Genomic DNA, 10,253 nt, shown 5'->3' with positions numbered 1-10,253 from the left:
GTCGGAAGACTTGGGGAAAAGCCGGGAGGGGGTGGTGGGGCTCCTCCACCGGATGCGGGACGAAGCCCGGGGCAAGGTTCCCCATAACGTTATGGGGAGCCCGGAGGCACAGAAGGTGGAAGAAGTTTTCCGGGCCCTCGGCCGCATGACCTGGGAGTCCTTCGTGCAAAACCGCCTCCCCCTCCTCTCCCTCCCCGAGGACCTGAGGGCGGCCCTGGAGGAGGGGGCGATTCCCTACACCGCCGCCCTGGAGTTCAAGAAGGCGAAAGCTCTTGGAGGAGGCCAGGGCGGGGCTTTCCTTGCGGGAGCTCGAGGCCAGGGTGCGGGAGGCGCTACGGAGGGAAAGGGCCCCCAGGCCCCGGCACCGGGAGGTGGGGGAGAGGCTCTTGCGGCTGGACCCCTAGGCCCTCCCCCCGGGGATAATGGGGCCATGAAGGTGCTCATCCTCACCGTGGGCGGCACCCAGGAGCCCCTGGAGGTGGCCCTGGCCGAGCACGCCCCCCAGGGAGTGGTCTTTCTGGCCAGCCAGCAGAGCCACCCGGTGGTGGCGGAGCTTCTAAGGGACTACGGGGAGGGCTTTCGCCACCATACCCTGCTTTTGGAAGACGCGGAGAGCCTCCTCGAGGCCTACCAGAAGGCCCTCCTCGCCCTGAGAAAGGCCCTGGAGTGGGAGGCCAGGGCCATCGTGGCCGACCTCACGGGGGGCACCAAGCCCATGGCGGCGGGGCTCGTTTTGGCCCTCACGGGGCGGGGGGTGGTCTTCAGCTACGTGGGCGGGGAGAAGCGGGACCCAGAAACGGGTCGGGTCCTCTCCGGGCACGAGAGGCTCCGCCTTCTGGAAGACCCCACGGCCCGCTTCGGCCTCCGGGAGTGGGAGGGTTTCACCCGGGCCTGGAACGCCCTGAACCTGGGCATGGCCTTGGCCGAGCTGGAAGGTCTCCTGCGGCGCCCCCTCTCTCCCTCCGAGGCCCGCTTCTACGGGGCGATGAAGGGGGTGGTGCAAGGCCTCATGGAGTGGGACCGCTTCCGGCACCGGGAGGCCTGGGAAAGGCTTTCCGTCCACCTGCCCGTGGCCCTGGCGGTGGCCGAGGCCTGGGGGCACGGGGGCAAGGTCAGGGTCTTGCAGGGCCTGGAAGGCCTCCTGCCCCACCTTCAGGCCATCGTGGAGGCGGGCGAGAAGCCCACCTTCGCCCTCCTCCAGGACCTCCTGGCCAACGCCGAGCGCCGGGCGGAGCTGGGCCGCTTTGACGACGCCCTGGCCAGGCTCTACCGGGCGCTGGAGCTGGCGGTGGAGGCGGACGTGCAGGAGCGGCTGGGCTTCGCCTTGAAGGACCCCAAGACCTGGCCCGAGGGCTTCCCCCCTTCCCTGCGGGAGCGCATCCTGAAGCCCCGGGGCCTCATGGACCTGCTGGACGCGGCCTTTGACCTGGACCTGGCCTTCGGCCAGCAGGGCACCCTGGCCCAGCGCCTCTACGGGGAGAAGAACCGCCTCCAGGCCCTCCTGCAGAAGCGCCACGGGAGCATCCTGGCCCACGGCACCAGGCCCGTGGACCGGGAGGACTACGAGCGCCTGCGGGAGTTTCTCGCGGGCCTGGACGACCGCCTGAGGCCCCTTCCTCCCTGGCCCAAGTTTTAGGCGATGGACCTCCACCTTACCCGTCAAGGGGCCGTGCTCCGCCTGCGGCGGGGGAGGCTCCTTTTGGAGGAGGAGGGGTTAGAGGTGGCGAGTTTTCCGGCGCGGCAGGTCCGCTGCGTGGCCGTGTGGGGCAACGTGCGCCTCTCCACGCCGGCCTTGGTCTTTCTTCTCCGGCAGGGGGTGCCGGTGTTCTTCTTCTCCCTGGAGGGTTTCCTCCACGGGGTGGCGGGGGCCTTCCCCGACCCCCACCCGAACCACCTTCGGGCCCAGTTCGGCGCCGAGGCCCTTCCCCTGGCCCGGGCTTTCGTGGTGGGGAAGCTCCGCTCCGCCGTGGCCCTTTTGGAGCGCCACGGCCTCCCCGAGGCCGAGGGGGTGGCCCAGGCCCTGGCCCGGGCCGAGGAGGTCCAAAGGCTGGAGAGCCTCCGGGGGGCGGAGGGGGAGGGGAGCCGGGCCTACTTCCAGGGGCTCGGCCGCCTCCTCGCCGCCCATGGGTTTTCGGGCCGCGCCCGCAGGCCCCCTAAGGACCCCGTGAACGCCGCCCTTTCTTACGGCTACGCCCTCCTTCTGGGGAGGGTTATGGTGGCGGTGCGGCTTGCCGGGCTCCACCCCGAGGTGGGCTTCCTCCACGCCGAGGGGCGGCGGAGCCCCGCCTTGGCCCTGGACCTCATGGAGGAGTTCCGGGTGCCCGTGGTGGACCAGGTGGTTCTCTCTGCCTTTCGGAGGGGCCAGCTCACCCCGGTCCACGCCGAGGGGCGGGAGGGGGGCGTGTACCTGAACGAGGAGGGCCGGAGGCGGCTCATAGAGCTCGTGGAGGCCCGCTTTCTGGAAGCGGTAGCCCACCCTCTGGGCTTCCGCAAGCCTCTGGGGGAGGTGATAGAGCTCCAGGCCCAGCGGCTGAAGGCCGCCCTTTTGGGACGGGGGCGCTACACCCCCTTTTACCTCTGGCGATAGGGCGGGCCTTTGCTATACTTGTCAGCAAGATTACGATGCAACTGGCTTTCTTTGAACTTTGAAAAGCGAAGTTCAGTCCAGGAGCCCTTTCTTCGCCGAAATTTTGACCTGGCCCAACGTTGCGGTGTGTGCTATACTCCCCCTAACCCGGACCTCCGGGTGAGGACCTTGAAAGCCAGTTCTTCCCTTGGGGATGGGCAATATGCGTTTTCCTCTTCTCATCGCCCCTTTCTCCTGTGGCTTTTCATGGGCGCAAACTCCCGAAAACCCCCGTTATTCGCCTTGCGCATATTCCAAGCTTCATCTTTCTCACAAACCCCCCCCTCTGGCGGCCTCGTCCAGAACGGGATTCTTAGGGGGGTACAGTTGCAAACCACTTAGCCCCGTAAGGGGATTGATACTGTCTTGAGCGTCAAGCCACCCCCTGGGCTAACCGAGTGGCGTAGTACTCCCTGAGCCGCCCCATCATCCGCCCGAGGAGCTTGTGGGCCACGGCCACCAAGGCCTGCTTCTTCGCTCGTGATGGCTTCGCTGGCCTCGCCCCGGAAGAAGGGGCGGTATACTGGGCCTTCAAAGCGGCCATGGCGCGAGACCCGGTTTACCTTTCCCTTCTGGGCAACGACCCGGCCCCTGCCTATTTGGGGCTGAAGATGGCGGCGCGAAGGGCGGGGGGCGTGGTGAAGGCCATCTTCTACGCCCTCCCGGCCTGGAACGAGGGCTACGAGGCTAAGCGCCGCGCCCTCTTCGCCCTCCTGGAGGAAGAGGGCATCCCCTACGAGACCCGGTTCCTCTCCGAGGTGCCCGCCCTGGAGGAGGGCGAGGGCGAGGCCTGGGTCAACCTCACGGGCGGCCCGAAGCTCTGGGCGGTGCGCCTTCTTGGGCGCTGGCGGCGTCCTGGGGCCCGGGTCTTCCCCTGGAGGCCCACCGCCCCCTCGAGGCCCCCCGCGCCCTCTTCCTCTGGCCCGAGAAGGAGGCCCTTCCCCTAGAGGCGGAGGCCCTGACCCTGGAGGAGTACGCCCGGCTCTACCTGGAGCCCCTGGGCGAGGCCTGGGCGGAGGTGGCCCCGCCCCCGACCTTCCCCCCGGGGGCCCGCGCGGCCCGGCTTTCCCGAAGGGAGGGCGGGTTCTTCGTGGTCTACCGGGGCCGGCCCTACTGGGCTAGGCCCTTTCTGGAAGACGAGAAAGGGGACATGCCCCGGGAGGCCTTCGCCCGCTTCGCCCAGGAAGCGAGGGAGCTTGGGGGCCAGCTTTGCCTCCCGGTGGTGCCCCACCACGCCGCCAACCTTCGAAGCTGCCACCCTCACAATCGGAAGAACGTGCTCGCCCGCTGGCGGGTCTGGGCCGAGGAGTACGGGGTCTTCCTGGTGGACCCCGGGGCTCCCTTGGAGGAGGCGGTGGCCTCCTTCCTCAAGGGTAAGTTTCCTAAAAAGGCCCTGCCCCTGCCCCAGGAGGGGCCCGTCCTCCTGGCCCTGGTCTCCGAGCAGGCCGCGCCCCTTTACGGGGCCTACCTCCACGCCCGCCCCAAGGAGGCCTACCTCCTCACCACGCCCGAGATGGAAGACCGCCTGCGCTGGGCGGAGGCCTTCTTCCGGGCCAAGGGGGTCCGGGTGCGCAAGGGCCTCCTCCCCGGCCCTTGGGCCCTTTGGGAGGTGCGGGACCTCCTTTCCCCGGTGGTGGAGGAGGCCCTTCGGCGGGGCCACCCCGTGCACGCCAACCTGAACGGCGGGACCCACGCCATGGCCCTGGGGCTCTACCTGGCCCTAAGGGAAGGGGCCCGGGCCCACTACCTGGAAGGGGACCGCCTCCTCCTCCTGGACGGGGGAGAAGCCCCGGTGCCCTGGGAGGAGGGGAGGCCCGAAGACCTCCTCGCCCTCCGGGGCTACCGCCTGAAGGAGAGGTGTCCTACTCTTCGCCCCGACCCGGAGGTCCTGGCCGCAGCCAAGGGGATTCTGAGGCGCTGGGCCGAGGTCCAGGACTCCTGGCAAACCTCCCCGGTGGTGGACCAGTTTCTCCGCCTCTTCGCCCGGCGCTTCGGATGCGCCTTTCCTCCGAAGGAGCGGGAGAGCCTCAGGGGCCTTGCCTTGGAGTATTTCGTCTACTTCCACCTTCACGAGCACCTGGCCTCGAGGGGCGGGGTGGCCGCCATGGGCGGGCACCTGGTGCCCCTTGGGGAGTACGAGGCCCTGGCCTCCCAGCTCACCGAGGTGGACGGGGTCTTCTTCTACCGGGGCACCCTCTGGTTCGTGGAGTGCAAGCCCACGGACAAGGACCTGAGGGAGCGCGCCCCCCTCATGGCGGAGCTGGTGCGCTCCGTGGGCGGGAGGGAGGCCAGGGGGCTCATGGTGGCCCGCGCCTGGAAGGGGGGCCCTCCGCCCCGGGGACCCAACCTGGTCTACATGGCCCTGGAGGGCGGGGAAGGCCAGGGGGTCCACCGCTTCCCCCAGGCCTTGGAGGAGGCCCTTTCAGGGAACTCGGCGCCGAGGCAGGGGTAGGACCCTCCTCCCTAGGGGCCTTTGGGGGAGGGGAAGGGTTTTCCAGGCCCCCGGGGGGCGCTCCTTGGCCTCCGGGGCCCGGGCCTTTTCCGGGGGGATGACCTCGGGGAAGGCCTGGGGGGTGGGCGGAGCGGGAGCCTCCAGGAAGGCCATCCTGGCCGCCCACTCCTCCCGGCTGTAGAACCTCTGGCGCTCCAGGGCGGCGAGGAGCCGGGCCACAAGGGCCCTTCCTTCCGGGAAGGCCCAGGGGGGCACCTCGGCCCTCTCGTGCAAGACGGCGTTCCTCAGCTCCACGAGCCGCCAAAGCCTCTCCCGGAGGATGGGGCCGTCGGGGTAGCTCTGGAAGAAGGCCTCCACCGCCCCGGAGCGGAGCTTGGCCCCCAGGGTGTCCTCCTTGGGGGCCCCGAGGCGCTCCAAGAGTTCCTCCAAGAGGAGGACGAGCCGGATGAAGTCGCCCAAGGGGTCGCCGGTGCGCTGCCAGAGGGCTTCCATGGCTCTAGAGGAAGGGGCAGACCCGGGGGGTGGTGCCGTACCCCACCAGCCTGCCCCCCGAGGCCTGGATGAGCTCTTCCCAAAAGGCCTTGATGGAGGTGGTCAGCCGGGCGTTGGCGTTGTTGTCGTTTCCGGCGGTGATCCCGGCGATGCAGACCTCCTGGCCCTTGAGCCTGGGAAGGCCCAGGCGGCCCTTTACCCGTTGGAGGAGGTCTCGCCGCACCTCCCCCTTCTCCAGCTTGAGGCGGTAGTCGTAGAGGTTCATGAGCTCCGACTGCTCAAACCCGTGGGCCAGGACCAGGATGCGGCCGGGCCCACGGGCCCGCTCCCCCGCCGCCTTGAGCGCCCCGATGATCTCCGTCCCCCGCCTGCACTCGGCGGCGGCCCGCTTGCGGAGCTCGTCGAAGGTCCTAAGCGCCTCCTTCTGGAAGCTCTTCTTGAACTCTTCCAGCTGGAAGCGGCCCGCGTAAAGGGGGTTGGGGCTCTCCAGGACCCGGGCGGGGGCGGTGTAGCTCCTCCCGGTGATGGGGGCCAGGGTGAGGCGGATCTGGGTGTCGGTCACCCTGGCCAGAAGGCGGGGGAGGACCTCGTGGGCCAGCATCTCCCGGTAGCCGTTTTGCACGTGCCGGGGAGCGCTGCACCCCAGGGCCACCAGGACCTGGTACTCCTGGGGCCCTCCCACGAAGGGGAGGTTAAGGGCGAGGCTCAGGAGCCATGCGGTCATGAGGGCTTTCCTGGGTGAGGGGGTCGGTGGGGGCCTCGAGGTCCAGGGGCGGGAGGGCGGGCCGGTTCAGGGGCGGGATGTGGCCCACGAACTCGGGGGCCGGGTCCCACTGGGGCCAAGAGCGGGCGAAGCCCCGCCAGTAGGCGGCCACGTTCTCCCGGTAGTGGGCGAGGAGGTGGTCTAGGGCGCGCTCGGCGCCCCGCTGTAGGGTCCGGAGGCGCTCCCAAAGCCGCCTTTCCTTCTGGGCCGTGAGGAAGAGCCTGCGGAGGAGCACCTCCCGTTCGTGGGGGCTGCGGTAGCCCAGGTAGAAGGTGAGGCCCACCAGCAACAGACCCACGGCCATCAGGGCCAGCAGGCCGTAGGAGGAGGGGGCGGGGCTCCCGTGGATGGCCGCCATGCGCTGGGTCCAGGAGAAGCGCAGGGCGGCGAAGAGGATCACCACCAACAGGGGCGGCAGGCCTAGGAGGAGGCCGAGGGGCCAGTTGCCCTTGCGGTACTCGTTCCCGGCGGCGTGCCCCATCCAGAACATGGCGATGGTGGCCACGGCGCCGATGAAGAAGGCCTCCAGCTGGCTCATCTCCAGGGTGTCCATGGCCATCTTGTTGTAGTAGGCCTCCCCCAGGAAAACCGCTCCCAGGAGGCCGTGGCGGAAGGCGTACCCCCCGAACACCTCGGGGGTGGGCGCGTCCTGCCCCACCACCTTCTCCAGGGCCTTGCGCTGGTGGCGGAAGAGGGCCAGCTTTTCCTCCAGCCGGGCCCGCCTGGCCAGGTAGCGGCGCGCCAGGCCCTCCATCCAGCGGTGGAACCACTCCTTGAGCTGCTCGGGGTAGGGGTTCGGGGTGAGGTAGGCGAGGCCGGCGTGCTTCCGGGAGAGGGCTTTCCCATCCCGGCGGCCCACCCAGTAGGAACGCAGCACCCTAAGGCCGTTAAGCATGGGCGTCCTCCTTTTGGGGCAGGGGGAAGAAGCGGTCCAAGGCTTCCTCCATCTGGGCCAAGGCGGCGAGCCGGGCGGCCTGGAGGCGGGCCTTGGTGGTGATCTGGGCCACCGCTTGCCGGTGGGCCGCCTCGAGACGGGCGAGCTCCTGTTCCGCGTAGCGGATGCGGAGCTCCTCCCGGGCCAGGGCGGGGCGGAGGACGGCCTCGGGGTAGCGCCCTTCCGCCTCCAGGCGCCGGAGGTGCTCCATCACCCCCCGGTACTCCTCTAGGGCCTTCTCCAGGGGGGCCTTGCGCTTGGCGAGGCGGGCCTCGAGGCCCGCCACCTGGCGCCGCACCTCTTCCCTCAAGGCGAGAAGGTGTGCCCGGGCTTCCTCGGGACCCATGCGCCGCCAAAACATAGCGGAGGACAATTTTCGCTTTGCCGTGGCCCTGGCTTTGTGAGATCCGCACAGGCCCCTGTATACCGTTTTCCCCCTGGACCCGGGCCGCCTCTGCGCCCCGGCCGTCTTGACTTAATGAAAATGAAGTGTCAATATCTTTGCTGGGAGGTGAGGCTGTGCGACCCAACCCCATCGCCTTGGTCCTACTCCTTCTGGCCCTCCTTCCGGCCCGGGCCCACGCCCCCGTGCCCGAGCGGGAGGAAGCCTTTCCGGCGGAGGCCCGGCTCTTTGTCCTGGACAACGGGCCTGCGGGAAGCCGTCTGCTGGCCTTGGACCTGCCCCAGGGGAAGGTGGTGGCCGAGCTCTCCCTGCCCCCCGAGGGGATGAGCCTGGTGGCCACCCCCTCGGGCCGCTACCTTCTGGTCTCCCGCGGCCGGGACACGGACCGGCAGTGGCTTACCGTGGTCTGGACCGGGAAGGAAGAGGGCCGTTGGAGCCGCCCCGTGGTGGCCAAAAGCCTCCTCCTGGGCAGGGGCTGGAACATCGGCCACGGGAGCGAGCCTTATACCCACCGAGACCGTCTCTTGGCCTTTTCCGAGCGCACCGGGGAAGCCCTTCTCTTCGACGAGGAGGCCCTTCGCCCTGAGGCGCCCTTCCTCCACCAGCGGGTCCGCCTTCCGAACCCCGATCACTACCACGTGGTGGAGGCCCCGGAGGGCACCTACCTGACCCTCCTCGCCCGGGGGCAGGTGGTCCTCTACCCCAAGGGGCTGGGCGGGGAGGAAGGGGGCCGGTTCTCCTGCCCCGTGGAGCACGGGGAGGCCTTCCACCAGGAGACGGGGCGTAGCTTCTTCGCCTGCGCCCGCGACGTGCTGGTTCTGCAAGAGGGAAGGGAGCTCACCCGGCTTCCCTACCCGGTGCAGGGGGAGCGCATAGGCGCCTTCTTGGAAGGCGAGGGGGTCTTCTTCGGCTACAGCGATGGGGTGAGGCACCTTTACCGTCTGGACCCCTCGAGCCCAGCCCTTGCCCCCCTTCCCTTGGGCGGCGTCTTCCTCCGGGGGGCCGCCCACGGGGAACGCCTGTATGTTCTCCTCACGGACAGCACCCTTCAGGTGCGGGAGGCGAGGGAGGGCAGGCTTCTACGGCAGGTTCGGGTTTCGGCCAAGCCCTTCCCCGAGCTGGACGAGGACACGGGCGGGGCCATCTACCCCGACATCGCCCTCTGGCCCGACCGAGGCCTGGCCTACGTGAGCCTGCCCCACCTGGGCCTGGTGGCGGAGGTGGATGCCGAGCGCGGGCGGGTGGTGCGCTACCTGCGCACCGGAGGGAGCCCCGCCCGCATGGTCCTGGTGCGGCCATGAACCCCATGCCCGTGGAGATGTACCTCATGGGCCTCGATGCGGCCCACGGCCTCCTGGAAGACCTGGGCTTCGCCAAGAGGCCCCATCCCCAAGGGACGGGCTCCAGCCTCTACCTGCTGGGGGAGGAGGCGGTGCTCCACTCCACGGGGATCTGGTACCGGGGGGTCCTCTACCACCGGCCCAAGGAGCGCTTCTACCGGGCCTCCCTTCCCCCTTACCCGCCGGAGGTCCACCCCGGGGCCGAGCCCCTCCCTTTCCCGCAGGGCCTCGCCCACCTGCTCCCCTTCCTCCGCGAGTACGAGGCCCGGGTGGCGGCCCTGCGCGGGGAGGGGCGGGGACGATTCCTGAGGCGGCTACCCTCTGCGGCCCGCAGGCATCTGAGGGACTGGAAGGAGGTTTTTGAGGCATGAGGGGAGCGGTTTGGCTCGGCGTCCTTCTCGGGGCCTGGGCCCTGGCCCAGGGCCCCGTGGTGGCCACCACCCCCATCCTGGCCAGCCTGGCCCAGGAGGTGGCGGGAAGCCGCCTCCGGGTGGAAAGCGTTGTCCCGCCGGGGGCCGATCCCCACGCCTTTGACCTACGGCCCTCCACCGCCTTGCAGCTCTCCCGGGCCAGGCTCCTCCTGGCCAACGGGCTCGGCCTGGAGCCCTATCTTCCCAAGCTCCGGGCCCTCCTGCCCCCGGGGGCCCGGGTGGTGGAGCTGGCCCCGGGGATGCCCGATCCCGTCTGCGGCCTCCTCGGGCTTAGGGAAAAGGGGGTTCACCTCCACGGGGACTGCGACCCCCACCTGTGGCTGGACCCCACCTACGGGGTGCGCTACGCCGAGCGCATAGCCGAGGAGCTCTCCCGGCTCTTCTCCGGGGAAAGGGAGACCTTCCGAGGGAACCTCCCCCGGTTTCGGGAGCGGGCCCTGGCGGAGGACCAGGCCCTCCAGGCCTGCCTCGCGGGGAGGAGGCTCCGGGTGGTGGTGGCCCACCTCTCCCTCTCCTACCTGGCCCGGCGCTACGGCCTGGAGGTGGTGGGGGTTTTGCGGGACACCCTGGGCCAGGACACGGGGGTGCGCGGCCGGATCGCCCTCGTGCGGGAAGCGGAGCTAAGGGGGGTGGACCTGGTGGTGGCCGAGCCCCAGTACGACCCTAGCCCCCTAAGGCGCATCGCCGAGGAGCTGGGGACGCGGCTGGTGGTCCTTTACACCGATACCCTGGACCGGAGGGTGCCCACCTACCTGGACCTCCTCCGGTGGAACCGGGAAAAGCTTTGCGAAGCAGTGGAAAGGCGGTGAGCG

12 protein-coding genes and 1 pseudogene are annotated in these 10,253 nt (G+C 69.8%); 8 read left to right on the top strand and 5 right to left on the bottom strand.

Going from position 1 to position 10,253, the window contains the following annotated elements; translation table 11 throughout:
• Positions 1 to 272: 272 nt before the first annotated feature.
• The 3 genes from ACY5J6_RS13610 to cas1 are packed head-to-tail and all read left to right on the top strand — an operon-like array spanning position 273 to position 2,587.
• Positions 273 to 404 carry a hypothetical protein gene (locus tag ACY5J6_RS13610; RefSeq protein ID WP_462846664.1) on the top strand — a complete coding sequence of 44 codons (132 nt, stop codon included), beginning with the start codon at positions 273 to 275 and terminating at the stop codon, positions 402 to 404.
• 26 nt (positions 405 to 430) lie between these two features.
• A complete protein-coding gene (locus ACY5J6_RS13605) occupies positions 431 to 1,636 on the top strand; it encodes a TIGR02710 family CRISPR-associated CARF protein (RefSeq protein WP_462846663.1) in 1,206 nt (401 codons plus the stop codon).
• Positions 1,637 to 1,639: 3 nt separating this feature from the next.
• Entirely contained in the window at positions 1,640 to 2,587 is a 948-nt protein-coding gene (gene cas1, locus ACY5J6_RS13600) for a CRISPR-associated endonuclease Cas1 (protein ID WP_462846662.1), read from the top strand.
• A 412-nt stretch (positions 2,588 to 2,999) separates the two neighbouring features.
• On the opposite strand, the pseudogene ACY5J6_RS13595 reads toward cas1, so the two are convergent.
• A pseudogene (locus ACY5J6_RS13595) lies at positions 3,000 to 3,107 on the bottom strand (IS110 family transposase); the annotation flags it as partial.
• Positions 3,108 to 3,168: 61 nt separating this feature from the next.
• On the opposite strand from ACY5J6_RS13595, the gene ACY5J6_RS13590 reads away from it, so the two are divergent.
• Both ACY5J6_RS13590 and ACY5J6_RS13585 read left to right on the top strand, forming a co-directional pair.
• On the top strand, positions 3,169 to 3,573 hold the full coding sequence (locus ACY5J6_RS13590) for a hypothetical protein (RefSeq protein WP_462846661.1): 405 nt from the start codon (positions 3,169 to 3,171) through the stop codon (positions 3,571 to 3,573).
• A 71-nt stretch (positions 3,574 to 3,644) separates the two neighbouring features.
• Positions 3,645 to 5,078, top strand: coding sequence for a PDDEXK family nuclease (locus ACY5J6_RS13585; RefSeq protein ID WP_462846660.1), 1,434 nt, complete (start codon positions 3,645 to 3,647; stop codon positions 5,076 to 5,078).
• On the opposite strand, the gene ACY5J6_RS13580 is transcribed toward ACY5J6_RS13585, so the two are convergent.
• Genes ACY5J6_RS13580 through ACY5J6_RS13565 form a run of 4 tightly spaced genes read right to left on the bottom strand, consistent with a single transcriptional unit; the run spans position 5,049 to position 7,628 of the window.
• Positions 5,049 to 5,570, bottom strand: a complete 522-nt coding sequence (locus ACY5J6_RS13580) for a hypothetical protein (RefSeq protein WP_462846659.1) — start codon at positions 5,568 to 5,570, stop codon at positions 5,049 to 5,051. The genes ACY5J6_RS13585 and ACY5J6_RS13580 overlap by 30 nt on opposite strands.
• A 4-nt stretch (positions 5,571 to 5,574) precedes the next feature.
• The gene (locus ACY5J6_RS13575; RefSeq protein ID WP_462846658.1) at positions 5,575 to 6,294 is read right to left on the bottom strand and encodes a hypothetical protein; all 720 of its coding nucleotides are present in this window, start codon (positions 6,292 to 6,294) and stop codon (positions 5,575 to 5,577) included.
• Positions 6,263 to 7,228 carry a hypothetical protein gene (locus ACY5J6_RS13570; protein ID WP_462846657.1) on the bottom strand — a complete coding sequence of 322 codons (966 nt, stop codon included), beginning with the start codon at positions 7,226 to 7,228 and terminating at the stop codon, positions 6,263 to 6,265. Before ACY5J6_RS13570 ends, ACY5J6_RS13575 begins: the two co-directional genes overlap by 32 nt.
• Positions 7,221 to 7,628 (bottom strand): hypothetical protein, encoded by a 408-nt coding sequence (locus ACY5J6_RS13565; RefSeq protein WP_462846656.1) that lies wholly within the window; start codon positions 7,626 to 7,628, stop codon positions 7,221 to 7,223. Before ACY5J6_RS13565 ends, ACY5J6_RS13570 begins: the two co-directional genes overlap by 8 nt.
• Before the next feature lie 158 nt (positions 7,629 to 7,786).
• Here ACY5J6_RS13565 and ACY5J6_RS13560 point away from each other — a divergent pair, with 158 nt between their 5' ends.
• From ACY5J6_RS13560 to ACY5J6_RS13550, 3 genes are read left to right on the top strand one after another with little or no spacing between them, the layout of a single operon-like run.
• Positions 7,787 to 8,971 (top strand): YncE family protein, encoded by a 1,185-nt coding sequence (locus tag ACY5J6_RS13560; protein ID WP_462846655.1) that lies wholly within the window; start codon positions 7,787 to 7,789, stop codon positions 8,969 to 8,971.
• Complete coding sequence (locus ACY5J6_RS13555) at positions 8,968 to 9,381, top strand: hypothetical protein (RefSeq protein WP_462846654.1); 414 nt, start codon at positions 8,968 to 8,970, stop codon at positions 9,379 to 9,381. The genes ACY5J6_RS13560 and ACY5J6_RS13555 overlap by 4 nt, the downstream gene beginning before the upstream one ends.
• Positions 9,378 to 10,250, top strand: coding sequence for a metal ABC transporter substrate-binding protein (locus ACY5J6_RS13550; RefSeq protein ID WP_462846653.1), 873 nt, complete (start codon positions 9,378 to 9,380; stop codon positions 10,248 to 10,250). Before ACY5J6_RS13555 ends, ACY5J6_RS13550 begins: the two co-directional genes overlap by 4 nt.
• Positions 10,251 to 10,253 lie beyond the last annotated feature (3 nt).

This window comes from Thermus sp. H19.2 (assembly GCF_054979525.1).
The sequence above is the reverse complement of the archived record's forward strand: the minus strand, read 5'-3'. Positions and strand labels throughout refer to the sequence as shown.

Coding starts and splice junctions, on each gene's coding strand:
- ACY5J6_RS13605 (WP_462846663.1), top strand. CDS start 431: ATGAAGGTGCTCATCCTCACCGTGGGCGGCACCCAGGAGCCCCTGGAG.
- cas1 (WP_462846662.1), top strand. CDS start 1,640: ATGGACCTCCACCTTACCCGTCAAGGGGCCGTGCTCCGCCTGCGGCGG.
- ACY5J6_RS13590 (WP_462846661.1), top strand. CDS start 3,169: ATGGCGCGAGACCCGGTTTACCTTTCCCTTCTGGGCAACGACCCGGCC.
- ACY5J6_RS13580 (WP_462846659.1), bottom strand. CDS start 5,570: ATGGAAGCCCTCTGGCAGCGCACCGGCGACCCCTTGGGCGACTTCATC.
- ACY5J6_RS13575 (WP_462846658.1), bottom strand. CDS start 6,294: ATGACCGCATGGCTCCTGAGCCTCGCCCTTAACCTCCCCTTCGTGGGA.
- ACY5J6_RS13570 (WP_462846657.1), bottom strand. CDS start 7,228: ATGCTTAACGGCCTTAGGGTGCTGCGTTCCTACTGGGTGGGCCGCCGG.
- ACY5J6_RS13565 (WP_462846656.1), bottom strand. CDS start 7,628: ATGTTTTGGCGGCGCATGGGTCCCGAGGAAGCCCGGGCACACCTTCTC.
- ACY5J6_RS13555 (WP_462846654.1), top strand. CDS start 8,968: ATGAACCCCATGCCCGTGGAGATGTACCTCATGGGCCTCGATGCGGCC.
- ACY5J6_RS13550 (WP_462846653.1), top strand. CDS start 9,378: ATGAGGGGAGCGGTTTGGCTCGGCGTCCTTCTCGGGGCCTGGGCCCTG.